Raw genomic sequence first — 24997 nt, 5'->3', positions numbered from 1 at the left:
CAACCGCCGCGCGAGCGGCTGGCGTTTCGGTAGACGCGGCGTGATTTCCGGGGCTGAGTGTCAGTGCAGGAAGCTGCGGTCAGTTTGAGTAAATCTATCGGTGCCATTTGCACCAAAACATGTAAAGGTGTCCGATGAAATTGGCGTTGCAGCGAGCAGAGGTGAGTAGTAGCGCCGAGCGTAAGCAATCATTGGCGTGGTTTCTCCAAGCTGCTTTGTTAGCCATCCTGTTTCTTTTCGTAGACGCTTGCGTTCTCAAGTTTATTTTTCCTGGATATCTCGATCCATTTTGGCCGCATCACTCTGATTATTACCTCCCTGCGGCGATTGCCTATTCGCCGGCTAGTATTTGGGACTTGTTGACTTATCCGCGTCCCGTCGGTCAGATATTTTTTTGGGTGATCGGGCACTTGAGGACGCGCGGCGCCATGGTCGCCGTCCTTTGTGTAGTGGCGGCGAACTTCGCTCTGCTGCTCATGGTGGTAAAGCGCGTCTTTCGAATCTCGTTTGATTTCAGACTGATTCTGAGTGCGACACTTTTCGCATTTCTGCTGGCCGTACATCCCTATCAGTATCAGTTCTCCACTTGGGACGCATTTACTCAGCTCTCGCTTCTGCTTCTGCTGCTCAGTTTGTTTTCGATGATAGGGGCGATACCTTGGTGGGTTTCCGGTCTACTCGTTTTGTTAGCCTTTCTTGCGAAAGAGACGTTCATCGTCTCGGCGGGATTTCTAGCGTTTGTCTGGTGGGTCTCGAACAGGTGTAGGTTGAGATACGTCCGGCCCATGGTGATTATTGGTATTGCAGGAGTATTGGCGATTCTCGCTGAACATTTTGCATCCTCTCCGTTCACTAGTGGCGGTCAGGTTGGCGGGCCTTATCAGATTGTGGTGAGTGTCGAGTCGATTTCGCATGAATGGATGCGATACGCGGCAGAAGGGATGAACGCGTTGAGTCTTGCTGTTGTCCTGTTGACCGCGATTGCTTTGGGCGTTTTTCGCGGAATCAAGAGCAACGAACTATTGTGGGCCGTTGCGCTGCCGGTCGCGGGGACGCTCGCGTGGTTGCCAAACTCGTTGCTTCCGTACCACCACTTCGAAGCGTATTCCTTCAGCGGTGCTTATCTAATCTATCTCCCCGTCACATTTCTGGCGCTATTGCTGGCGGGGTGGCTGCGGATTGCGTGTGCGTTCGTCATTGCTGCTGTGGCGACCGGCAGCCCTTTGTTTTCGGCAAAGGCATTTGCAGACCAGAATTGGATTGTGATGAACCAAGCCCGTCAAAAATTGTTTCTCCGTACGTTTGGTGGCCTCATTAAGACGCTGCCAGCGACTGGGAAAACGGTCTTGGTGTCGGGCATGAGTTTTCCCTACTCGATGTTTTCCTATCGATACGCCGTGCGTTCTATAAGCATGCCGACAGGTACTCATTTTGTTGTGGTGCAATATGACAACAAACCTGTCGAATCCATCACGAAGAAGCTGAATGGAGCCCAAGATAAGGTCGTGAGATTCATCAGCCCAAGTGAAGTCGACAAGCAAACATTCGACGAAGCATGGCTCTTCCGCGACGATGGTGGTCTTGTCGTCAGGATGAGGAATCTCTCAACGCGTCCCCACTGGAGCGAGGGCGGTATTACGGACCTAGACGTTCTCAAGTATCCGCTGCTTGCGGACTCGTTTGGTCCACCGCATCAAAAGCGAGCAAATTCCGAGAGCGGGCCAGACGGATACGCCTATTTGTCGTGCGGCGTTCATATGATCGACTACAACAATCTGGTGCTAGCCGGGACTTGTCTGGAAAAGGCGGTCTCTATGCTGCCCGATAATCCTTATAGCTCGTATTGGCTTGGCGTTGCGTTCGAAAAGCAGGGAAAATTGAATTTGGCTCGCGAAGCCTACCAAAATGCTATCAGGGTACAGGCGAACTCGCCAAATCCTGCCTTCCAGCAGGCATTGGATCGATTGCACTAACCTTTACGTCGGCACAATACCCGAAGCTCGGTAACGGACAAACGAATGGCAAGAAATACGTTGGCTCCTGTCAAAACGCTATCTAAAGACAGAATGGCGGTGACGAAGCATAACTCAAGCGCGCGCATTTCGACCATCGGCACGTTGGGGATCTTGGCGATCTTCGCGATAGTGATCTGGCTTCGTTTTCGATCATGGGCGCCACAACTGTTTTATGGTGACGACCTGTTCAACTATATGTTGTACCACGGCGATCGTTTTCAAAGTAAATGGGCAGACTTGTTCTTTTCGGAAAGCGGGCAGAAATTTCGTTTCGTATTCAGTAGTTTGATGCACGTGGAGATTGCGCTCTTCGGGAAGAGTACCACCGCATACTTCATTGTCAACGTCGCTATTCATGCCGCGAGTAGCACTGTGCTGGCGGTGTTGATGTATAGGTGTTGCGAAAACTGGTTTGTGGCGTTCATTCTCGGTGTGATTGCAGCGACATCTCACCTTGGATTGTATGAGGTCACGCAGGCGACCGGCCAAGTGGAGTCACTTGGGCTGTTTTTCTGCACGCTCACGATGTTGTCCGTTTTCGAGTGGAATGTCGCTGGCAAGAAGGATGCTTCGTCACAACGCGCGTATAAATGGTCCGCACTGCTGTGGGCGTTTTTAGCTTTTAATTCGCATGAACGCTATATCGTTCTATTGCCATGGCTAGGATTGTTCTTTGTTAGCGGTAAGCAGGCAGGGTCGCGGAAAGAGCGACTCATATTTATTGGAATATGCCTTCTGCTTGTCGCCACGAATTTCCTGATCAAGCGGTTGGTGTTCCATTCAAATTTTTTTCAGGGGACGGGCGGTCAGCCGCTTGGTGTCAACTTTGGGTCAATCGGCGCGTTGTCATCGGAGGCGTTCTTATCGGTGATCGGTGTTAATCACGGACCACAATACCTTACAGGCGCCGAGTGGTCGGACTTTTCGATGCTCGTCAAGATAATGACGATGCTGTTCACCGGGACGTGCCTATTGTTGATCACAACGGGTATGGTGAGGCGGCGGAAAGTAGCATGTTCCGAGGCGGCGCCTGCTGGGTGGAGTTTGTACTGTGCTGCGTTGATTGTTTTACTGCTGCTACCCGCCGTACTCACGATCCGCATGGAGCAGCGATGGGAATTGGGGCCGTTTTTCCTTTTTCTGACGATGGTAGCCTGTGGATTCGGCGTTTTACACGATCAGGGAAATCGGCTGCTCGCAACGTATGCGTTGTCGCTGATTGTCGCAGGCTCAGTTGTGATTGAATCGCGCATCTCTCGATCGTTCGATGAGGTTGCTTATCTGTCCGTCGACCGTTTTGCCAGCGAAGTGAAGCATACTTTGGTGGACCAGCAGGGTGCTTTGCGAGATGGAGAAATTGTAATTGTCGCCGATCCGGGATACTGCGTTGGAACTTTGCTCGACGGAGGATTCTTTCTTGTGTACGGCGGTAACTATCGACCCGTCTCATGTGCGAAAGATATCGCGCAGGCCCGCCTGGAAGCCTGTCGCTCTGGTGCGAGGCTGTTCAATTGGACGGCGTCCAAGACCTTAGTCGAATTGCGCAACGCTTGCGACGCAAATCAATAAGATCATTGATGTGCCGCCCTTCGGCTTGCAACCGCGGTTTTGGGGAGTTGCCAACGTCACTTTGCATGACAACGCCTTAAACAATCGGAGGGTGTCCTTGCCGCCTGTTATTCGACACGGCCCAAAAATGCAGACGCTGTGGGCACCTTGCGCTCCGGCAACTACGGCCGCTGTTCCGGCGTTGGAGCAGGCAACATGAAATAACGCCGGCTCAGCGGATTCGACGGGCGAGGGTTTCCTTGTTACTCGAACAGTCCGACGATACCAGTCTGGAGATTTGGACAAGCAGCCATTTGTCGTGCAGGCGGCTGACATGTGCCACGGCCAATATCGAAACCGGCTTGCGGAGCCGGCTCACGTCACGATCGCGGGCCTGGGCCGGGGATCGTTAGGTACGCGAGCCGTTTCGCTTCCAGCCGGCCTTTAGTGACCGTATCCAGAATCAGCCCGCAAACCAGGAACAAAAAGCCCACGACGCTCAATGCGACGCACAGCAGGGCGGTCGGCACGCGCGGCACCAGTCCCGTTTCGATATATGTTTCCAGCAGCGGCACAGCAAGTCCGACAGCAAGCAACATGCTGAGGACGAAGCAGATACCGAAGAACGCGAATGGCCGTTCGAGCTTGAACAGCCGCAGGATCGTCACTAGGATGCGAATGCCGTCACGGTACGTGTTCAGCTTGCTCTCCGACCCTTCCGGACGGCTGCCATACCGCGTTTCAATTTCGGCGACGGGCATGCGCAATTCGAGGGCGTGGACTGCGAGTTCTGTTTCGGTTTCGAAGCCTTGCGCGTGCGCTGGGAACGATTTGACATAGCGCCGCGAGAAAATCCGATAACCCGACAGCATGTCTTTGAAGGTTCTGCCGAAAATAGCGGCGGCAAACCCAGTGAGCATAACGTTGCCGAACCGGTGACCCGACCGGTAAGCGGTGACTTCGTCGGACACGCGGCTGCCGACGACCATATCGAGTCCCTCGTCGAGCATCGCTTCGATCAGACGGGGCGCGGCACCGGCGTCGTACGTGCCGTCGCCATCTACCATGACGTATACATCGGCCTCGACGTCCGCAAACATCCGACGAATGACGTTGCCCTTGCCTCGCAAAGGAACGCGGCGAACGTGGGCTCCAACGGAGTGCGCAACCTCTGACGTGCCATCCGTCGAATTGTTGTCGAAGACGTAGATTTCGGCTTCCGGGAGATGGCGCCGGAAATCCTCGACCACGCCCGAGATGGTTTTCGCTTCGTTGTAGCATGGCACGATGACAGCAACTTTTTGACCCACGTTCCCCTCGTATGTGAAATTTTATGGCGCATGTCATCGCCGCAACGCGGCGAATTTGGCCAATAGATAAGCTTTTTTGAGGCTCGCGATTTTACCTTTTGCGGCTGTAAAGCTCCACGAGTTCCCTGTCGCTGTGGACATTATGGAAGTGTCCACTTGACGGAACCTTTATTTATGGTTAAGGCTGTGCGCGAAAGGGAACGGGTTGGCCGCAGTTAAGGGTTGCGGTCGCATCGGGCAGAAGAGGTGGGGACATGGTTGAAGAAGAGAGTTGCGCCGGATCGTGCCCGCGATCCGGCGATGCGGACGACTCCCTCGCTATGCTGTATGTGTTCGCAACCAGTCGCGTGCGCGGCCCAGCAAGCTCGGATGATTCTGCTGTACATCGAAATTCGCGCCGGCGTCCTTGGAGCCGCGCCGTACTTCTTCGATTTGCTTGACTTGCTTGGCCGTCAGTGCCTGCAGTCGCTCGACTTCCGCCTGAAGGCTTTGCGCCCACGCTGTGCGTTCGATGACCGTGGCGTATTCCAGGTAGCTGCGTGCGGCATCTCGTCCAGCGTGATACATCAGCGAGCCGGCGTTGCCATCCCGAAGCACAGCGACATTTTCAGGAAGTGGGGACCAAAGCCGCTTTTCCAGCAACTCCTGTGGAGACTGCCTAGTCTTCTCTGACTGAAACTCAAGCAAAAATGCCCAATGGCGACCGGGTAGCGGAATGACCTCAAAACCATACGGCTCGAAGATTCGTTGGGCGCCCGCGATCGAGTATGCAACGACGTGCCCACGTCCTATCGGATCGAGATAGCCTGGATCTTCGTTTTTGACAAACGTCGGTTGGCCGGAATTGATCAGGTAGAGCGCTCCCGGAGTGGATACTTGGGCCATCTGTTTCGCGAGGCCATTCAGCATCGACGGCGTGAGATGCTCGATGACTTCCACGCACACGCCCGCGTCGAAACGCTCGCCCGAGTCGCCTATCGAGCACACCTTATAGTTGGGGTGGCGCGTTCGAAGAGACTCGTCAGGTGGAAATAACTCTACGCCGTAGAACATGTCGGCAGCGTCGGGCAGTGCACTGGACGCAGCATCGAGCAGGTAGCCCGGGCCCGAACCAATATCGACGAACCGCCGAACGGGAATTCTGCAATAGAGAAACGTTTCCGCTATGCGCTGGAGCGATGAGCCGTACGAGCGCTCTCGCGCTGCGTGTAATTCCGATTCCCAATACGAATGCTGATAGTTGGAGACGCGGCCAGCTTCCAGATCACTCAGAAAAGCCGGATCGGCAAACAGTGACCCGCATGCTTCACATTCGAAATAATCGACCTTGTCGATCGTGCGAAATGGCACTGCTTTCGAGGAGCATACGACGCAATGGGTCACAGAATTCTCCTGACAATACGGCTAGGTTAGATCATATCCTACGCATCTTACAAAAGATGCAACCCTGGAAGGATTTGAAAAATGTATCAGGGCGTAACGACAACTGTCATGGTTCAGTTCGTCGTTATTCCCGGTCTATTCATGCGACTTGCAATTTTTTCGGGCGGTGTGCATATCACCGAATTGTGTCAATGTGGAGAGCGCGCCTCTTTGGAAACACTGATTTATCCGACTCGGCGGTCATCGCTGACATAGCCGAGGACGTTGTAGAAAGAAGTTCAAGGAGCTGACCCACGACAATGCAGCGGCAGATCGGTTTTGCGGAAGCGGAAAGTGCGGGCAAGAAGCGGATGACCAGGCGTCAACGTTTTCTCGCCGAGATGGAGAAGGTCGTCCCTTGGTCGCGGCTGCTGTCGGTCATCGAGCCGTACTACCCGAAGGGTGAGCGAGGCCGGCCGCCAATTGGCCTGGAACGGATGCTGCGGATCTACTTCCTGCAGCAGTGGTACGGATTGTCGGACGAAGGGCTGGAAGACGCGCTTTACGACAGCATTGCGATGCGCGCCTTCGCCGGCATCGATCTGGCCGTCGAGAACGCGCCAGATGCGACCACGCTGTTGAAGTTCCGTCGTCTGCTGGTCGAGCGTGACCTGACGCGAAAGTTGTTCGACGAGATCGGCATCTCGCTGTGTGAGCGCGGACTGATGATGAAGGAAGGCACGCTGGTCGACGCGACGATCATCGAAGCGCCGCCGTCGACCAAGAACGCCGCGAAGAGCCGCGACCCGGAGATGCATCAGGCGAAGAAGGGAAACGAATGGCACTTCGGCATGAAGGCGCACGTTGGTGTCGACGCCGATTCGGGGCTGGTGCATAGCGTGGTGGGCACGGCGGCCAACGTGTCGGATGTGTCGCAGGCCCATGCCCTGCTGCACGGGCATGAAGAGGAAGCGTTTGGCGATGCGGGCTACATCGGCGTGGACAAACGCGACGAGATGAAGGGCAAGCCGGTGAAGTGGCGTGTGGCGGCCAAGCGCGGAAAGATCAAGGCGATGCAGGAAGGCCCGCTGAAGGACCTGGTAATCGCGGTTGAGCGAACCAAGGCGCAGATCCGCGCGCGGGTCGAGCATCCGTTTCATATCGTGAAGAACCTGTTCCGTCATCGCAAGGTTCGCTACAAGGGGCTGGCCAAGAACGCGGCGCAGCTGTTCAGCCTGTTCGCGCTGGCGAACCTGGTGATCGCGAAAAATCAGCTGCTGTGGACTCATGGGAGCAGTCCGTCATGCGTATGAAAAACGCGGGAAGTGAGGCCCGAATACGCGCGAAATTCACCTCGAGTGTCGTCACATTCCTTCGTCAATCTGAAAATTGCAACCGGCCTCGCCCGTCATGCGGACGACAGGCTCATTGATCAGCATTTCCCTTTGAGCGCGTATGCTCTATCTTGCAGTTTCAGTTTAATGGTCGGCCGAAAAGCCTTGGGACCGATCAGTAGCACGTGAAGTTTCCCCACTCTTGTGGACCAAATAACTAGTCGAGCCTGAACAATTCGGCGAGCCCCGAGCGGAGCTTTGCGGTCGAAATGGTGTTGTGAGATTTGCAGGAACCTGGCACATTAACGTGAGAATCCGGCAAATTCTGATGAGGTGCGGATGGGTGCCAAGACGCCTGTGAAAGAAGGAGATTTCTTCCGGCAGCCGTCGCGCGAACAGATCAATCTGAAACATCCGCTGGTACGGCTGGCTGACCTGATCAATTGGGATTGGTTGGGCGTCGCGATGAGCGAAAGCTTCGTGTCGCACAAGGGGCGACCGGCGACATCACCCAGGCTGATCGCCGGTCTGCTGTATCTGCAGCACGCATTTGAACTATCCGACGAAGAGGTCGTCTGGCAATGGGTGGAAAATCCGTACTGGCAGGTGTTTACCGGCGAGACGTACCTGCAGACCGAACCGCCAATCGATCCGTCGAGCCTGACGCGCTGGCGCAAGCGGCTGGGCGAAGCTGGTGTTGAAGAACTGCTCGCTGAGACGATTGAGGCAGCAAAACGTGCCGGTGTGATCAAGGCTGCGAGCGTGAAGCGCGTGATCGTCGACACCACTGTCATGCAAAAGGCGGTCGCGCACCCGACGGATTCACGCGTGCTCGAGCGGTGTCGCGAACATCTGGTGAAGGCTGCAGCGCGCCACGGCCTGAAACTGAGGCAGAACTACAATCGCGAGGCGCCGCACCTGGCGCGTCAGATTAGCCGCTAGGCCCATGCAAAGCAGTACAAACGCATGAAGAAGGCGTTGCGTACGCTGCGCTCGCGTGTGGGTCGGGTGATGCGTGATGTGGAGCGACAGATCGCTGGTATGCGGAGGAAGTCGCGTGACCCTGCAGGAACTGATTGGGCGCGCGAAGCGGATCCTGTCGCAAAAGACAAAGGATAAAAACAAGCTCTATGCACTGCATGCGCCAGAAGTTGAATGTCTGGCGAAGGGCAAGGCGCGGACGCCCTATGAGTTCGGCGTGAAGGCGTCGATCACGACGACGCACAAGGAAGGGCTGGTCGTTGGCATGCGCTCGATGCCGGGCAACCCGTACGATGGACACACCCTTGCAGAAGCGCTGGAGCAGGCGGCGATCCTGAGCGACATCACACCGGAAATCGCTGTCGTTGACCGTGGCTACAAGGGTGTGGACATCGAAGGGGTGAAGATCTACCACCCAGGGCCGAGGCGAGGCATTACGCGGGGATTACGGGCGATGATCAGACGGCGCAGTACGATCGAGCCAGCGATCGGCCACATGAAGACGGACGGAAAGCTCGACCGGAACTGGCTAAAAGGTACGCTCGGCGACGCGATGCACGCGGTGCTGTGCGGCGCTGGCCAACCTGCGCATGATCCTCAGGAAGCTGCGGCTTTTTTGCGCCCTCGTTCTTGTCGCGTTGTTCATTTCTGTCGATCAGACAACGCCCGTCGTCTGACGCCGACGACGGACAAAGCGCTTTATTCAGGGCGGACTAACTAATTCCGTTACGGTCGCAAACGAACAGGGACGACGGTGCGATGCAATGCAGGGCATCCACTCGCCGAAAGCGCGCCTTCTCATCAAATCCGGACGTCAGGCACGAGTCTGGGTATTGGACGACCCGCGGAAGGTCCGCGTCAATCGATCCCAAAAGCGGTTATGCATTGGACGAGCATCCTCGGTGGTCGATGCCGTCTCGCGAGCCGCCGCAAACATCCTTTTGGCCTGCGTATAAAGCAGAAGATCTAATGCATTGCACTCGAGTAAATTGCGATACAGTGCCTGGCCGAGATGTGTCTCAATGTGGTTCAGACGCTCGGATAACGTCGGGTGACGCCCCGGCGTGACGTTCTGATTGAGGTGGTCGATCTCTATCTCGCCAATATGCGGCGTAAGTTGCTGCTTGATTCTGACGAGCGACTCGTCGAATTCTTCGACGATGCCGAAGAACGGCAGCGCCGTCAGCCGTGCCAGCGCGTTTTCATAGTCTTCATGCGTCGCGCGAGCGGTGCGCATGTCGGTTTGCGCGTTTGCTAGGTGAATCACATGGAAGTTGCGACATACAGCGGTAGCATCGCCGCCGATTACCCAGCGCGCAAACTCGGCGATGCCGCCATTGCGTGCGATCGCCACGCTCGGGCTCATGCTGTCCTCCGGCTGCCGGCGCTCGAACTCATAGACTGAGGCGAAGCGGTCGATCGGATGTCGGATGAACAGGATCGGGAAAAACTTGATCGACTGATGCTGCGGCAATGGCAGGCGTGCGTGATGGCTGGAAATGGCTCGCACCGACGGATTGTTTGCGGCGAATTCAAGAACCTGTTCCGGCTGAAGGGTCGACCATGGCAGCGGGCCTTCGACGTGTCCATGCTGGTCGCCGGTGAAGTTCCGCTCTAGGATGCTGTCAACCGTTGTGCCGGCGTTCTTGAAGAGGTGGTAATGGACAATGACCGTCCGCATGCTGTTGATGTCTTTCATATCGTGCTTTAACTGGCCGAGAAATTGCGGAAGTGGTCGGCCCGGATTATAACGAACCGCGGAAATCTGGCGTGAGACCCGCGCGACCGCCTATATGCTCAATTAGGAGAGTCAAGGCAATGCAGTAATTTAGCCGATTTAAAAAGGACAAATCGTGCGTTTGAACTTGCGCGTATTGTGGCTCCTTACTTTGGAAATTTTCCATTCGACTCGTGCCAAGATGAGAGCCTCAGTGTCCCAACACGCTCGACGGGCGGCGTGTGGTTTTCGTGCTGAAGCCTGTTGGTTTCCCGCCGATGGTGTTCTCGGGGGCCTGCTGGACGGGTAACATAGCGGGCCTCGCGCTGTAAGGCGGGGTTTGCGGCGGTTCTCCGGGAACCGGGCGCGGCATTCAAACTGAAGGGCGGAGCGGGTTTATGATTGGGCAGCCGGGGACCAACACGCCGAGTTCGATATTTAAAATTGTCCTGAGATGAAACAAAGAATCCCAAATGTCGCTGCTGTCATTGTTCTCATGCTCATTTTTTGGGCGGGAATCTGTTATCGCATTACCCTCCCGGGAATATATATGGATGCGGTCAATCCCGACTATATTGCCGCGCGCGTCCTCTTTCCCGCGCTGAAAAATCCGATCTGGGTGTTCCCAACAGTGGCCTTCCCGGTTTTGGGAAATTTGTACCACGGTGTCCAAAATCTTTACGTCGATATTGCGGTTTTTAAAGTATTCGGAATAAGCGTCGAGACTCTTCGCTGCGCGCAGGCGCTTTTTGGTGCGGGAATCATAATATTCTCCTACGGTGTTGGTGTAAGGGCTACCGGCAACCGGATCGTATCGTTTGCATTTTCGGCGCTTCTTGCGCTCGACATCGCCTTCATCAGTTCGTTCCGCACGCAGTTCTATATCATTCTTGGCGGAGAGATGTGGCTGTTTGCCAGCCTCTACGTGCTGTGGGGCAACACGAAGAGCGGCTTGTTCTGGTCGGGCGTGTTTTATGGATTGGCCATATACGGATACTTCGTGTTGGGCTTTTTTGCGCCCGCGATGGCAGTGCTGGTTCTCACTAGATCCGATTCGCGGCCGTCCCGCTGGATCGCGGGGTTTGCCTTGGGGATGCTGCCGTATCTGATTGGATACGCGTTCCTTGCCCTTCGCTTAGGCGGTCTTCACGAGACTCTGAAGTGGATGGCTGCGAAGACGCAAGGGTTAGCCCCCTTATCGTCAAAGCTTTCCATGATCGACAGCGTTCGATATACGCTTCACATGGCCTATCTGGCGTTGTCCAATATCGGAAACGGACTCATGACGCTTGGCGCCGGCAGTGAGGACTGGTGGGTCAAAGCCAAGGTGGCTTTCTTTGTTGCTGTCGCGATCGTCGCGCTAATAAGGCTGCGCCGTTCCAGAGCCATGCTCTTGGTGCTGCTTCCGATTTCGTACGTAGCCGTTGCAGTGCTGCTGGGGAACAGACTTTGGGTGCATCATTTCGGTGTCCTTGCGCCGGTCTTCTACTTGCTATGCGCTGCAGTTTTGGGCGACATGGCCCGCAGCGGCGTTTCGCGTGGAGTGGTAATTGGCGTGTGTGTCCTGTTTGCCGCAGGAAATATCTCGCAAAGCAGCGGTTTTTTCCGCGAACTCGAAATTACGGGCGGAGCAAATCGGGCGACGAGTGCACTTAATGATTTGGCCGCCGATGCCGTTAATCGTTCTGACACGTTGTATGTCTTTCCGGACTGGGGCTTCTTCATGTCGTTCGCGCTTCTGACAAAAAATCAGATTCCATACGTCATTGACGTCGATCAGATTCAAACCGGAAAGGCTAATTCCCGGCATATTGAAGTTGCGTTCTGGTCGAAAGACGACACGGGAAGATATATAGATGTGCTTGCTCAAAATGGCGCGGTGAATATTCGCAGCGCCCGATATTTGACTCGGAACGGAAAGGACGCGTTCTTTACCGTAACCGGGGATCTGCAACCCTAACAAAGTGGGCGGTGGGATCGACGCGCCTCGCCCGCCCCATTCTGGTGCGTAACATTTCGAAACCCCGGTTGCCGAATGCTCATTTTTTTAGCAAACTTCTGGCTTCGATGTGACCCCCATCCCAAAAACTAAAGTGTCGCGACAAGACACGTTGCATTTTCCACATGAATACTACGCGTGAGCCGGGTAACGAGATCGAGGGTCTCTCCGTGTCCGTGGTCGTCTATCGGCCGGACCTGCAGCAACTCGCGCAGACGCTGAACAGCCTTGCCGCCGCTTACGATGCGCTCAAAGAGACGCATCCCGCGTTCAGACTGGACGTCTGTCTCGTCGACAACGGTGGACTGCCTGACATGACGGTTGCTTTGGACGCCCTGCGCGCACATGGCGCAACCTACTCGGTCATTGCCGGGCAGGGCAACGTCGGCTACGGCCGTGGCCACAATCTGGCGATCGAGCGTGCGGCGAGCCGCTATCACCTCGTGCTGAATCCTGATATCGATCTCGACCGGCAGGCGCTCGTGCGCGCCGTGGAGTTCTTCGAAAGCCATTCGCAAGTTGGTCTGCTCAGCCCCCGCATCGGCGACGAAGACGGCCACATCCAGTACCTCTGTCGCCGCTACCCAACACTACTCGACCTGTTCGTCCGCGGCTTCCTGCCTGCGCGCGTCCGCCGCTTCTTCACGCGGCGTCTCGCGCGCTACGAAATGCACGATGTCATCAACGAGCGCGACATCGTCTGGGACCCGCCGATTGTCAGCGGCTGCTTCATGTTGTTCCGCACGAGCGTGCTTAAAAAACTCGCCGGCTTCGACCCCCGCTATTTCCTCTACTTCGAGGACTACGACCTGAGCCTGCGCACGCACGAAGTCGCCCGCGTCGCCTATCTGCCCGCCGTGCGCGTGCTGCACCACGGCGGCGACGCAGCGCGCAAAGGCTCCGCACACATCCGCATGTTCGCGGCGTCTGCGTTCAAGTTCTTCAACCGTTTTGGCTGGAAGTGGCTATGAGTCACGTGGTCGTAAGCGGAGCGAACGGTTTCGTCGGACGCGTGCTGTGCCGCGCGCTCCTCGACGCCGGCCATCGCGTAACGGGCCTTGTACGGCGTTCCGGCGGCTGCATCGACGGCGTGACCGAGCGGATCGACGCGAGCTCGGACTACAGCGGCATCGCGCAGAACTGGCCCGCCGACCTGAAAGCCGACTGCGTCGTGCATCTCGCTGCGCGCGTGCACGTGATGCGCGACACAGCAGCGGATCCCGAGGCCGCGTTTCGCGCGACCAACGTTGACGGCACGCTGCGCCTCGCGGCGGCCGCCCAGCAGCATGGCGTGCCGCGCTTCGTGTTCGTGAGCAGCATCAAGGCAGCCGGGGAGCAGGATCGCGGACAATCGCTCCGCGAGAACGATCCACCGCGCCCCGAAGACGCTTACGGCCGCTCGAAGCGCGCGGCCGAAGACGCGCTGACGCGTCTTGGCGACGACACCGGCCTGGAAATTGTGATCGTGCGGCCCCCGCTCGTGTACGGACCGCAAGTGCGCGCTAACTTCCTGCGTCTGATGGACGCTGTGTGGCGCGGCGTGCCGCTGCCTCTCGGCGGCGCCGATGCGCGGCGCAGCATGGTGTACGTTGGCAATCTGGCCGATGCGCTCGTCCATTGCGCGACCGATCCGCGTGCCGCGCGCCAGTGCTTTCACGTCGCGGACAGCGACGCGCCGACCGTCGCGGAGCTGGTGCGCGCGCTCGGGCGCCATCTCGGGAAGCCTGCGCGGCTGTTGCCCGTGCCGGCCGCATGGCTGCGCATGGCAGGCCGGCTGACGGGACGCTCGGCGCAGGTCGACCGTCTGATCGGCAGCCTGCAGGTCGATACGTCGCACATTCGCGACGTGCTCGGCTGGCAACCCCCGTTCTCAACCGACGAAGGTCTGGCGGCAACCGCCGACTGGTATCGTTCGACTCATTGAGCCCGCTCATGCAGATGCAAGATTCACTGATGGCTCCATGGACACTTCCGCTCGTCGCTGGCGCGGCCGTCTGCGTGTGCGCGGCGATCCTGTTTCTGTTGCTGAAGACAGGCCTTGCGTGGCGCCTCGCGACCGATATTCCCAACGACCGCTCGCTCCACGTGCGCCCGACGCCACGCGTCGGCGGCTGGGGCATCGTGCCCGTCGCCGTCATGGCGATGCTGCTGGTCGCGCAGTCGCTGTGGTTCGTCGCGCTGGCGACAGCGTTCCTCGCCGCCGTCTCGCAGGTCGACGACCGCCGCGGATTGCCCGCGCGCGTGCGCTTTGCCGCGCATCTGGTCGCCGTCGCCGCGCTCGTCGCACTGTTCCCTGCAGCCGCGCCATGGTGGGCGCTGTGTGCGCTGGCATTTTTGATGATCTGGCTGGTCAATCTCTACAATTTCATGGATGGCGCGGATGGCCTCGCGGGCGGCATGGCGCTGTTCGGCTTCGCGGGCTACGCGGCGGCGGCGCTCCTTTCCGACCATCCGATGCAAGAACTGGCCTTGGCCTCGCTGGCGGTAGCGGGCGCCGCGCTCGGCTTTCTGTTCTTCAATTTCCATCCGGCCCGTATTTTTCTCGGCGACGCGGGCTCGATCTCGCTCGGCTATCTGGCGGGCGCGCTCGGTTACTGGGGCTGGCGCGGCGGCGCATGGCCCGTGTGGTTTCCCGCGCTGGTGTTCGCGCCGTTCATCGGCGATGCGTCGGTTACTCTTGCGAGGCGCCTCGCACGCGGAGAAAAGTTCTGGCAAGCGCACCGCGAGCATTACTATCAACGGATGGTACGCTCGGGCGTCGGCCATGCGGGCACCGCGTGGGCCTGGTACGCGGTCATGGTTGTCGGCATAGCGCTTGCGTTACTTGTACTTGGCCGTTCCCCGGCCGTTCAGTGGGGCACCTTAGCAGGGTGGGCCGCCGTGCTGGTCGTCATCGGATTCATCGTCGACCTGCGCTGGCGCCGGTTCCAGTCAACACTGTCCCAACAATCCGAGGTATGACGCTGATGCTCAGATCCAAAGCCACCTGGCTATCCTTCAGCGCTTTCCTTTTCGACCTGGCCGCCGTCTCCGGCGCGTGGCTGATCGCCTACGTGATCCGCTTCAACGGCGCCGTGCCCGCCGATTTCCGCGACGGCGGGCTACACGCGCTCATCTGGGTGCTGCCCGTCTACGGCGTGATGTTCCGCATCTTCGGCCTGTACCGGGGCATGTGGGTGTTCGCGAGCCTGCCCGACCTGATGCGCATTTCGAAGGCGGTCGCGACGGGCGCCTTGCTGTCGATGATCCTCGCGGTGATGATCCAGCCCGTGCCGATCGTTCCGCGCTCCGTGCTGCTCGTGTCGCCGCTGTTCCTGTTCCTCGCGATGGGCGGTTCGCGCGCGCTGTACCGCGCGGCGAAGGAGTTCTACCTGTACGGCGGCCTCGTCGCGCAGGGCAAGCCGGTCATCGTGATCGGCGCAGGCACGGCAGGCGCGATGCTCGCGCGCGAGCTGTCGCGCTCGAGCGAATGGCGGCTGATCGGCCTGCTCGACGACGACGTCTCGAAGCAGGGCCGCGAGATTTACGGCTACAAGGTGCTCGGCTCGATCAACAAGCTGCCCGAAATCGCCGAGGCGACGAAGACCGAATACGCGATCATCGCGATTCCGTCGGCGCCCGTCGAGCAGCAGCGCCGCGCGGCTACGCTGTGCGTGCGCGCCGGCGTGCGCGCGATGGTGCTGCCGGCGCTGACTGATGTCGGGGAAGGACAGGCGTCTCTGTCGCGCGTGCGCCATATCGACCTAGAAGACCTGCTCGGCCGCGAGCCCGTGAATATCGACACGCCGCACGTCGAAGCGCTGCTGCATGCGCGCGTTGTGATGGTGACAGGCGCGGGCGGCTCGATCGGCTCAGAACTGTGCCGCCAGATCCTGCGTTTCAAGCCGGCGCAGTTGATTGCCTTCGATATCTCCGAGTACGCGATGTACCGGCTCGTCGAAGAGTTGCATGAACACTTCCCAGGGCTGTCGATCGTGCCCGTGATCGGCGACGCGAAGGACTCGCTGCTGCTCGATCAGGTGATGGTCCGCCATACGCCGCACATCGTGTACCACGCAGCGGCCTACAAGCACGTGCCGCTGATGGAAGAGCAGAACGCGTGGCAGGCGGTGCGCAACAACGTCCTCGGCACATATCGCGTCGCGCGCGCAGCGATTCGTCATGACGTGAAGCGCTTCGTGCTGATTTCGACCGACAAGGCCGTCAATCCGACCAACGTGATGGGCGCGAGCAAGCGGCTCGCCGAGATGGCCTGCCAGGCGCTGCAACAGACAAGCGAGCGCACGCAGTTCGAAACCGTGCGCTTCGGCAATGTGCTTGGCAGCGCGGGCAGCGTGATCCCGAAGTTCCAGCAGCAGATCGCGAAGGGCGGCCCCGTCACCGTCACGCACCCGGAGATCACGCGCTTCTTCATGACGATTCCCGAAGCCTCGCAGCTCGTACTGCAGGCGTCGAGCATGGGCCATGGCGGCGAGATCTTCATTCTCGACATGGGCCAGCCAATCAAGATCGTCGACCTCGCGCGCGACCTGATCCGGCTCTACGGCTTCACCGAAGACCAGATCCGCATCGAGTTCACGGGCCTGCGTCCCGGCGAGAAGCTGTACGAAGAACTGCTCGCCGACGAGGAAACGACCACGCGCACGCCGCATGCAAAGCTACGTATCGCGCTGGCGCGCGGCGTCCCCGACAATCTGCTCGACGAGTTGCTGCCGTGGCTGATGCAGCATCGCGTGCTGACGGACGACGAGGTGCGCCGCGATTTGCGTCGTTGGGTCGCCGAGTATCAGCCGAGCTTAGCTGCGCCGCCGCTGCGCAGCGTGCCGCCGCTTCCGGGTAAGCGGGCTTCGATGTAACGAAAAAGGCGCCGAGGCGCCCTTTTCGTCTTCGTCGTGCAATCGGGTGCCGCTCCATGTGTGCGATAAAATAGCCGCGCTTCGCGCAGCCCGCCGTCGCGCGTGAAGCCCGTCATTATCATCATCCATCACCTTGTCGATGCCCCTTTATGATTCGCTTTGTCTACTTTCCGGCAGCGACGACAGCAGCGACTACGACACTCGCAGGACGGACCGTCGAATGAAGCGCGAACTACTCCGCTTCGCCATTGCCGGCGTGATCGGCCTCGTCGTCGACGCAGGCGTGCTGTACGGGATGCTCGCGCTCGGCGCGGGCTATTTCGTCGGTCGCGCAGTCTCGTTTGTCGCGGCTGTCTGGTCAACGTGGCAGTTCAATCGACGCTTCACATTCGTCCAGGGCAGCAACAAATCCGCGTGGGCCGAGTGGTGGCACTACCTGTTCGCGATGCTGGGCGGCGGCGTTGTCAACTACGCTGCCTATAGCGCGACGGTCCTGATGCTGCCGAAGACCGCGCTGCTGCCGCTCATCGCCGTTGCCGTCGGTTCGCTCGCAGGCATGACTGTCAACTTCGTCAGCGCGAAGCTGTGGGTGTTCAAGGCCCGCCCGTGACGGCCCGTCCCGTGACGCCGCATCTTCAAACGGGGGCCGCGTTGCCCACCGCGCGCCGGCGCATCGTCGATCTCCGCTCGGGTCGCGCGATGACGGCCGCATGCGTGATCGTGCCGCTGCTGTTCGGGCTGTACTCGCTGCTGCTCGGCGCCGACGCGAACTGGGACCTCTACAACTATCACCTTTACAACCCGTTCGCGTGGCTGCACGGCAAGCTGCAGACCGACCTCGCTCCGGCGGGCATGCAATCGTATTTCAACCCGCTGCTCGACACGGCGCTGTATCTGTTGAATACGCATCTGCCGTCACGAGTCGTCGGGTTTCTGCTCGGCGTATTGCATGGCTCGACGTTCGTGCTGATCGTCGCGATCGCACGCGAAGTGTGGCCGTCCGCCTCCAGCGACGATCGCTACCGCCTGCCCGTTCTGATCGCCGGGGCCGGCTGCCTCACCGCAAACTTTCTGTCCGGTCTCGGCAATTCGATGGGCGACGACACGATGGCGCTGCTCGTGCTGGGCGGCCTGCTGGTGGCGCTCTCGAACTGGCGGCGGCTCGGCGAGCACACGGCGGGCGCGTTCGCGGCGTCGATCCTGAGCGGCCTGCTCGTCGGTTGCGCGACGGGCCTGAAGCTGACCAACGCGGTCTTCGCCGTCGCGCTGTGCGTGAGCCTTCTGAGCTATCCGGGCACGCTGGGCACGCGCGTGCGCATCGCGTTTCTGTTCGGCGTGGGTGTACTGCTCGGCATGGCCGCGACGACAGGCTACTGGATGCTGCATCTGTGGCAGCAGTTCGGCAACCCCCTCTATCCGCAGTTCGGCAAGTTCTTTCCGAATCCGCTGACGACATCCGCCTCGCAAGGCGACGTGCGCTGGCTGCCGCGTAATTTCGTCGAGACGCTGCTGTGGCCATTCATCATCGCTGCGGATTCGAAGCGCGTCGGCGAAACCCCCATCCGTCAGATCATCTGGCCGATCGTCTATCTGGTGTTCGTGTGGTGGGTGTTCGCGCGCATTGCGCAGCGCTTCAAGAGCCAGCCGCGCGCCGCCCTCGAACCGAAACAGCGGCTCGTGGTGCTGTTCGTCGCGCTCGGTTTCGTCGTGTGGATGAAGCTGTTCAGCATCTACCGTTACATCGTGCCCATCGAAATGCTCGCGCCGATGGTGCTCGTGCTGCTGCTCGACCGGCTGCTGCCCGCCCACATCGCACGGCGCGCGGCGGCGTGGCTGCTCATCGCCGCCACGGCCGTCGTCGTGATGGGCGGCGCCCGCACGTGGGGACACGAAGGCTGGGCTGATCCGCTCTATCACGCGCAGCTTCCGCCGCTTGCACAGCCGGAGGGCACGACGGTCGTCATCCGGAGCACCACGACGGGCTGGGCATGGATCGCAACGCTCTTTCCCGACACGGTCGCGTTCACGCAAATCGACAGCAGCTTTCCCGCCAGCGACGCGTTTCGCGCCCGCATCGTGGCGCTCGCGCGCGAACGCGGCGGCCCGACGTTTGCGTTGATCGACGGCGCACACAACTGGCGCGAGGACAATGTCAGCGGCGTGAACGACGTTGCCTCCACGCTCGGGCTGACGCGCTCGGCGCGCGGCTGCAGTACGTTGCGTTGGGCGGTGTCGAAACTGCGTCTGCATGCAGCCGTCGAAGGCCCGCGCGACGCGTCCGAACAGTGCCGGCTTGGCCTGCGCGCCGACGACCGGTTCGATCTCACGGCACGCAACCGCCAGCTCGCCGCCGATGCCGCTGGCGCTTTCCAGCGCGCCGGCTTCAGCTTCGACGTGGCCGCCTGCACGCCATATGAAGCCGGGATCGGCAAAGGCGTGCTCGCGTGGCAGTGGTGCCGCATCAGTCCGCGCTGAAGTTCACGCTAAGGTTCGCGCCATGGGTGCGCCGCCCGTCGACGATCCTCGACATACTTCTGAAAGGGTGCCGTCTCGTCTGAACGCTGCAGCGCGTGAATTTATTCACGTTTGACTTCACGTGCATTCCGTTGCTGATTTCATCAACTATGCCGTCTCTTCCACACCGCTGGTCATTTCGGCGACGTGAACCGGACGATGCTGATATAGAGCCAGATATAAGTCAGCGCGAACACCATGACAAAGCAGACAAGATGCAACGTGTGCCGCCAAAACAGCGTAGCGGGAACGACCGCGATCAGGTATAGCAGCCACAGATACGGCGACGTCAGCGAATTGCGCCGCGTTAGTTCACGCGTCTTCCTCGCGCCAACGGAACACCTCACCAGCCGCTGAGAGACGAGCATATGCAGATGCACGCCATCGGGAATCCCACGCGACATCCCGCGAATGAAGTTCTTCCGGTAGATCGAGAAGCACGTTTCGAAGATCGGATACATGAAGAGCAGCACGGGATACCACGCCGACACATCCCGATTGCGCATCACGAGCACGATCGGCAGTTCGCCAAGCATGAAGCCGGTGAAGTCCGCGCCCACGTCGCCGAGACGGCGCCGTAGCGGCCGTTGTTGCCGCAACGGAAACAAGTCAGAGGCAGGCCGCCAGAAGATCTCGCGGCAGGCTCTTTGCAGGATACCGGCAAAGGGCCACGGTCGTTCGTCCGCATCGCTCGCTTCTCCTGCGCCGTCCACTCGATGGAAGCTAACCGTTCCTAGCAGGCGCAGGCGGGTCTGGCGTCACTGAGTCATTGGACGTGCCACTGTCGCGCCCCGCGGAGTATTTCCTCCCGCTCGAGTAGGAGTGACGGGCGGCGGTGCACTCGTCAATTTCCGCAACGAACCTGGTTGTACCTGGTCGATGGCGTCAATTACGGTGACCGCCGGAGTGAACAATTGTCGCGCGTAGCAGGTGCTGCGAAGCATGAGCGATGTGGCGGGATGACGGCGCGGCAATAGCGCGACAAACGGACCGGTTGCGCACTCTCACGTCGATGTGCGCTAAGGCGCAGGAGTCCGTCGTGAGCAATGCTACGACGCACGGATTTTGTCTGCGACTCGGACGCACCTTGAGCGCGATGTGCGCCCGCCTTGGTAGCCGACCCGACAGATGTCAACCGGTTGACGCCGTTATCCGAGAAAGGCGCAGGAAAAAGGTAGCTTTTGAATCGATCAAGAGTGTCGGGAACATGGAGCGGTTCCATTCACTAATCGAAAAGCGCGAAGGCCCCGAGCCGGGGTCCCTTACCACAGATTTAGCGCTGCGCCGGACCAAAAGCTACGTGATCTTACGTTGCTTTTCGGGTTAAGACCGTGAGCCGGCTCGTCCGAGCGTTGGTTCGTGGAATCGATTTCCGCTTACCGGCATCGAGGGTGGCCCGTATTACCAGGACCGTTCCGGTTAAAAGGCCTATCAAAATTGTCATCATAGTGAACTGTCATTGTCCTGAGCAGCGCTACGATCGTCTTTGCTGACGCGGCCGGACACTCGGGGCGCGGAGCCAAAACACGAACGGGAATGAAAGGAGAGTTCACGATGACCAAACGATGTCCTACGTGCGGACGTATGCGCCTGGATTTCTTCATGCCGACTCAGGCAATCCTCGGATATCCGAACCGGTTCGCGAAGAAGCCCGCAGTCGCGGATCACCGCCGGAAATATATCGACTTCTCGCGGAGACTGCATGAAGTACTCGCGCCTTTACTTGGCGAACGCTACTCGTTGCACGAGGAGCTGACCGTCCTGACTTCGGATGGTCTCGCGGGCCATAGCGTTCGGGCCGACTGTTTAGCCGTTACCGATATCGGCGTATTCGTCGTCAGCCGTATCGAATGGGCGGGAAAGGTGACACAGAGCCTTGAAGAGGACAAGCTGTACGTTCAGTCCGCACCAGGGATGACGGGGATCTATCCGTGTCCCCTTCGGTACACCGCACCCGCCGTTCACTTTCTCGGTGCCTTGCTGGATGGATTTAACTGCCCGATTGAAAACATCGCTGTGTTCGAAGACGATACATGCGAGTTCGGAACGGGTTTGCCGACCTCATACCTCAAGCTGAGCGAATTGCATCATTTCTTCCGGGTAAGGCGCGAACAGGTGTATCGCAAGATAGCATCTCGCATCAACGTCGACGCAATCGACGAGCGATTGCGCATTGGTTGTAAATTGATTGCGGGAGCCAGGCCGAGCCAGCTTGACCACGTTTGACATCCGCCTCGCCCTCAGCGGCTGGCGCAATACACGCGGAAGTGGCGGATTTCTCCAGCGTGACGGTCATGTCCGACCGCGAGAATGTTTCAGGCAGTAGCAGGCTAGTAGGCTTAAGCTGGAATGACGAAGATTTGGTATAGCTTTAAGGCCAACGAATACAAGCGGAAACGGACGGGATCTCGATTTGTTACATGGTTTACATGGAATCGGCCCGTCACGTCATTGATTTAAAGCGAGAAATCACATACTTGCCCGTGAGCCGGCTAACGGTCTTAAGCCGAAATGAAGGGGATTTTTGGGTAGCTTTTGGGCCACTGAATACAAGCGGAAACGGATAGGATCTCAGGTTGCTACATGGTTTGCATGGAATCGCCCGATCACGATATCCCATTTTTTTTCGTCAGACGGCTGACGAAATTTGCGGCAACATCGCGTCATCATGCCAAGCCTTTCGAAATGGGACGCGTCAGCACTTCTCGGTGCGCTAGATTCTGCGCCCCCTCTCAGCCCGACTGATTATGGAAAAACCTTTGAAAATAGATCCACACACGTTTCGTCAGCAAGAAGCCCTCGCGCAGTACAACAAGCTTCGCCAGCGGAAGACGTCGATCATCATATTGGGCCGACTCTGCGCTTACTTCTTGACTGGGCGAATTTGGCGATCGCAGTCGGAAATGGCCTTAGCATTGGGCGTTTCGAAACCGCACGTTACTCGGATGCTGCATGCCGCGACGATTCCAGACGAAGTTATCCATACTTTTGGCGACGTATATCGAATTTCTTTCGCAATCGCGGAAAAACTCGTGAAGCTTGAAAAGCGAACCGGACGTCGGCGTTTGAGAGATTCCGCGGCTATCCTTGGCGCGCGTCCTGACCTCGATGTGCGCACGATACTTGCGGCTCTTGCCACCGGCTTGCCGGTGCCGACCGATAGAACGGTCGTGAGACTCACACGCCACAACGAAGAAAATTACATCAGGCTGTATTCGCCGCAGTTGAGCCGCATTTCTTCGGATGTCCCACGCCTTGAGAAGGCGATCAACGCCGTCCTGGGTGCAGTGTTGCAATTGATTTGAGTCGCAGGGAAGTTGGATCTTCCTCGCTGTTAACCAGCTGACGCTCTGATTAAAATCATTGAAGCTGGGCTCATACGGGTGTTCACCGACATTACGAATGCCAGCAGTCATCCGTGCCCTCTTGGGATAGGCAGTAGGGGGTGGGGCCGGTTGCAGTGGGTTCTATCGCACGCAGCTACCGTATGATGCCTGATGTCTTTGAGGGCCGACCTGACGTTTGATGTGCGCCCAAAATGCTCGCGATCGAACGAGAGCTATGCACCCGAAAGCTGCGTGCGCACGCGACTATCATCGGCGACCTGGCGCACGAATATGCGTCCAGTAACTGTCGCACGAGTTCAACAGTAACATCCCGCTTGGGGGAGGCGTCTCGTGTACGCATCAACAGGCGATGGAAAAGCGAGACTACTCACCACCGTCTTCGATCCTCATGGGTCTCTGCTCCGCTATTGCCGTCAAACGGAAAGCGTTGAACAACGCCGGGAGCAAAATCGCCACGGAGCAGGAGACACGATAGTTCAACCGTTCGTGCAGGCGCTTGGCCCTCCCTCGGACGGTTAGGGCGAGCGGTTGTGCTGCGACGTCGCCTCCTGACAGAGCGCCAAAAGATGCATGAGCGGCCTCCATCAATGTGCCATCTCTCCGCATTCTCCGTTAATCCCTGACAGGCTGGCCTCGATCGGCTTGTCAATGTTGAGCGGCGGGACAAGGGCGGACGCGACAACCTTACTCCGGTTGCCGTCCAATACGGCTGGAAAGTCGGTCTGCATTCCATTCCCGCCCAGTCTGCCCACGTTGCGGCAGACTGGGCGCCTGTTCTTCGCTGTCCCCGATTTGAAGACTGCGTTCGCGCTGATAGGCACTGAACTCGTTCGTTGATCAGCCTGTGCCGCAGTGGGCACCGGACTACGGCGAGCGTGCTGCCAAGCATGCGCCGCTCTGCCCGCCGCAGCTTCCTTGACTTTCGCGTGGCGTGGGCATGATGAATTAACGAAAGTTACTTCAGCGTGCCATGCAATGTATAACGCGGCTTCACTGCCATGTGGTCAAAAGAAAACCAGATACCGCGTTCATCGCGCTGGCCTGGTTCCTCTCGCGCACCTCGCAACGAACGGGTTTTGCAACCCAATGCTGGGACGTCGCTGCCCCGTCAGGGGGCGCGCAATGAAGCCCAGGTCATCAGCGATTCCGGTAAGCCAGGCGCCAAAATCACCGGCGGCATTAGCTGACCCCGAACTGGCGCATCTTGAAGCGGTAATACGCCATCTCAGCAATACGGACATCCTTGATACCGGCTTTAGTCTCGGTGTGTCCTACTGGCTTACCAGGATTGCCGAGATCGAACAAAGATTCTATTTGGTCCCGCTGCAGATCCGACGGCTCGCGCTGCTGCGAAAGATACTCACGGATCTTGGATGAATGGGACGTTGGAGCCGGGCCGGCGCTCAGTGCGTCCACGCGAATCAGGATAACGAACCTCTGGGTAGTAGTCACCCATGGCTTCGGAGGTTCCATCACGAATTGAATGATGTTGAAATGCAGTTAGGCCCCTCCGTTCTGACTGAAGTCACTAAAGCGTCACTGCATTCGGGAGCAATGCTACGAGCCCCGAAAAGCCGGAACTGTCGATTGCGACGATGATGAATAACGTGCGTAGGGGAATTGAGAAAGATGGGAGTCTATGCCGTCGGCTAGTTGTGGCGCAGCGGCGTGCATGGCTCACCACGACACGGCATCGCCTTCTGACAAGACCCCGAGCTTTCACCGTTGTGGTACGCTTTCTGCAATCTAGGCATCCGATGAGCGGAGATCAATTATGAATCTCGGTTTGTTCGTCCTATCTCTCCTAGCGCCGATTCTGGGTTACGGTGCTTACATGAGCAGTCGCGGTCGCAAGCGCGAACGACAGCGACGGCGGCGTATCTTGCGCTGATCGTCCAATTCAATTGCATAGCCCGTTTTCTGTTTTTGTAGAGGGCAACATCGTCGGCATGCTTCCTTTTCTGAGCCATGCACGAAGAGGCGGTAATGGGCCGCCAGCAGGCTTATGCCGGGC

16 protein-coding genes and 2 pseudogenes are annotated in these 24997 nt (G+C 58.6%); 14 read left to right on the top strand and 4 right to left on the bottom strand.

All coding sequences use genetic code 11. The annotated features are described in order from the left end of the window. Window positions 1-134 precede the first annotated feature (134 nt). Together C2L64_RS13900 and C2L64_RS13895 are read left to right on the top strand one after the other, a co-directional pair. A complete protein-coding gene (locus tag C2L64_RS13900) occupies window positions 135-1973 on the top strand; it encodes a tetratricopeptide repeat protein (RefSeq protein WP_090836357.1) in 1839 nt (612 codons plus the stop codon). Window positions 1974-2018: 45 nt separating this feature from the next. Next, a complete protein-coding gene (locus tag C2L64_RS13895; RefSeq protein WP_143055753.1) occupies window positions 2019-3584 on the top strand; it encodes a hypothetical protein in 1566 nt (521 codons plus the stop codon). A 359-nt stretch (window positions 3585-3943) separates the two neighbouring features. Here C2L64_RS13895 and C2L64_RS13890 read toward each other — a convergent pair whose 3' ends face one another. Together C2L64_RS13890 and C2L64_RS13885 are read right to left on the bottom strand one after the other, a co-directional pair. Continuing rightward, entirely contained in the window at window positions 3944-4873 is a 930-nt protein-coding gene (locus C2L64_RS13890; protein WP_090836353.1) for a glycosyltransferase, read from the bottom strand. A 318-nt stretch (window positions 4874-5191) separates the two neighbouring features. Further along, window positions 5192-6256, bottom strand: a complete 1065-nt coding sequence (locus C2L64_RS13885) for a class I SAM-dependent methyltransferase (protein WP_143055752.1) — start codon at window positions 6254-6256, stop codon at window positions 5192-5194. A gap of 299 nt (window positions 6257-6555) precedes the next feature. On the opposite strand from C2L64_RS13885, the gene C2L64_RS13875 reads away from it, so the two are divergent. Both C2L64_RS13875 and C2L64_RS13870 read left to right on the top strand, forming a co-directional pair. After that, window positions 6556-7548, top strand: coding sequence for an IS5 family transposase (locus C2L64_RS13875; protein WP_090836350.1), 993 nt, complete (start codon window positions 6556-6558; stop codon window positions 7546-7548). A gap of 360 nt (window positions 7549-7908) precedes the next feature. Continuing rightward, a pseudogene (locus C2L64_RS13870) lies at window positions 7909-9227 on the top strand (IS5 family transposase). Between the two features lie 137 nt (window positions 9228-9364). Here the strand turns inward: C2L64_RS13870 and C2L64_RS13865 are convergent. Continuing rightward, window positions 9365-10249, bottom strand: a complete 885-nt coding sequence (locus tag C2L64_RS13865) for a sulfotransferase family 2 domain-containing protein (RefSeq protein WP_090836348.1) — start codon at window positions 10247-10249, stop codon at window positions 9365-9367. 568 nt (window positions 10250-10817) lie between these two features. Between C2L64_RS13865 and C2L64_RS13860 the strand changes: the two genes are divergently transcribed. The 7 genes from C2L64_RS13860 (at window position 10818) to C2L64_RS13830 (ending at window position 19597) form a co-directional block, all read left to right on the top strand. Further along, a complete protein-coding gene (locus C2L64_RS13860; RefSeq protein WP_143055751.1) occupies window positions 10818-12227 on the top strand; it encodes a hypothetical protein in 1410 nt (469 codons plus the stop codon). A 164-nt stretch (window positions 12228-12391) separates the two neighbouring features. Beyond that, window positions 12392-13237, top strand: coding sequence for a glycosyltransferase family 2 protein (locus C2L64_RS13855; RefSeq protein ID WP_090836344.1), 846 nt, complete (start codon window positions 12392-12394; stop codon window positions 13235-13237). Beyond that, window positions 13234-14190 carry a UDP-glucose 4-epimerase family protein gene (locus C2L64_RS13850; RefSeq protein ID WP_090836341.1) on the top strand — a complete coding sequence of 319 codons (957 nt, stop codon included), beginning with the start codon at window positions 13234-13236 and terminating at the stop codon, window positions 14188-14190. The genes C2L64_RS13855 and C2L64_RS13850 overlap by 4 nt, the downstream gene beginning before the upstream one ends. 8 nt (window positions 14191-14198) lie before the next feature. Then, on the top strand, window positions 14199-15227 hold the full coding sequence (locus C2L64_RS13845) for an MraY family glycosyltransferase (RefSeq protein ID WP_090836339.1): 1029 nt from the start codon (window positions 14199-14201) through the stop codon (window positions 15225-15227). 5 nt (window positions 15228-15232) lie between these two features. After that, entirely contained in the window at window positions 15233-17122 is a 1890-nt protein-coding gene (locus C2L64_RS13840; RefSeq protein ID WP_090836455.1) for a polysaccharide biosynthesis protein, read from the top strand. Window positions 17123-17342: 220 nt separating this feature from the next. Continuing rightward, window positions 17343-17732, top strand: coding sequence for a GtrA family protein (locus C2L64_RS13835; RefSeq protein ID WP_090836338.1), 390 nt, complete (start codon window positions 17343-17345; stop codon window positions 17730-17732). Then, window positions 17729-19597, top strand: coding sequence for a hypothetical protein (locus C2L64_RS13830; RefSeq protein ID WP_090836337.1), 1869 nt, complete (start codon window positions 17729-17731; stop codon window positions 19595-19597). Before C2L64_RS13835 ends, C2L64_RS13830 begins: the two co-directional genes overlap by 4 nt. Window positions 19598-19770: 173 nt before the next feature. On the opposite strand, the pseudogene C2L64_RS13825 reads toward C2L64_RS13830, so the two are convergent. Continuing rightward, window positions 19771-20205: pseudogene (locus C2L64_RS13825) on the bottom strand (glycosyl transferase); the annotation flags it as partial. 1015 nt (window positions 20206-21220) lie between these two features. Here C2L64_RS13825 and C2L64_RS13820 point away from each other — a divergent pair. The 3 genes from C2L64_RS13820 (at window position 21221) to C2L64_RS53215 (ending at window position 24360) form a co-directional block, all read left to right on the top strand. Next, complete coding sequence (locus C2L64_RS13820; RefSeq protein ID WP_051058245.1) at window positions 21221-21862, top strand: hypothetical protein; 642 nt, start codon at window positions 21221-21223, stop codon at window positions 21860-21862. 521 nt (window positions 21863-22383) lie between these two features. Further along, window positions 22384-22941, top strand: a complete 558-nt coding sequence (locus C2L64_RS13815) for a hypothetical protein (protein WP_244144584.1) — start codon at window positions 22384-22386, stop codon at window positions 22939-22941. 1164 nt (window positions 22942-24105) lie between these two features. Next, window positions 24106-24360 carry a hypothetical protein gene (locus C2L64_RS53215; protein ID WP_143055749.1) on the top strand — a complete coding sequence of 85 codons (255 nt, stop codon included), beginning with the start codon at window positions 24106-24108 and terminating at the stop codon, window positions 24358-24360. Window positions 24361-24997: the final 637 nt, after the last annotated feature.

The organism is Paraburkholderia hospita, from assembly GCF_002902965.1.
Lineage (GTDB): Bacteria > Pseudomonadota > Gammaproteobacteria > Burkholderiales > Burkholderiaceae > Paraburkholderia > Paraburkholderia hospita.
Note: the sequence above shows the minus strand (reverse complement) of the source record. Positions and strands in the feature narration are given on the sequence as shown.

Coding starts and splice junctions, on each gene's coding strand:
- C2L64_RS13850 (WP_090836341.1), top strand. CDS start 13,234: ATGAGTCACGTGGTCGTAAGCGGAGCGAACGGTTTCGTCGGACGCGTG.
- C2L64_RS13895 (WP_143055753.1), top strand. CDS start 2,019: ATGGCAAGAAATACGTTGGCTCCTGTCAAAACGCTATCTAAAGACAGA.
- C2L64_RS13875 (WP_090836350.1), top strand. CDS start 6,556: ATGCAGCGGCAGATCGGTTTTGCGGAAGCGGAAAGTGCGGGCAAGAAG.
- C2L64_RS13855 (WP_090836344.1), top strand. CDS start 12,392: ATGAATACTACGCGTGAGCCGGGTAACGAGATCGAGGGTCTCTCCGTG.
- C2L64_RS13860 (WP_143055751.1), top strand. CDS start 10,818: ATGGATGCGGTCAATCCCGACTATATTGCCGCGCGCGTCCTCTTTCCC.
- C2L64_RS13820 (WP_051058245.1), top strand. CDS start 21,221: ATGCGCCTGGATTTCTTCATGCCGACTCAGGCAATCCTCGGATATCCG.
- C2L64_RS13845 (WP_090836339.1), top strand. CDS start 14,199: ATGCAGATGCAAGATTCACTGATGGCTCCATGGACACTTCCGCTCGTC.
- C2L64_RS53215 (WP_143055749.1), top strand. CDS start 24,106: ATGAAGCCCAGGTCATCAGCGATTCCGGTAAGCCAGGCGCCAAAATCA.
- C2L64_RS13900 (WP_090836357.1), top strand. CDS start 135: ATGAAATTGGCGTTGCAGCGAGCAGAGGTGAGTAGTAGCGCCGAGCGT.
- C2L64_RS13815 (WP_244144584.1), top strand. CDS start 22,384: ATGGAAAAACCTTTGAAAATAGATCCACACACGTTTCGTCAGCAAGAA.
- C2L64_RS13835 (WP_090836338.1), top strand. CDS start 17,343: ATGAAGCGCGAACTACTCCGCTTCGCCATTGCCGGCGTGATCGGCCTC.
- C2L64_RS13865 (WP_090836348.1), bottom strand. CDS start 10,249: ATGAAAGACATCAACAGCATGCGGACGGTCATTGTCCATTACCACCTC.
- C2L64_RS13840 (WP_090836455.1), top strand. CDS start 15,233: ATGCTCAGATCCAAAGCCACCTGGCTATCCTTCAGCGCTTTCCTTTTC.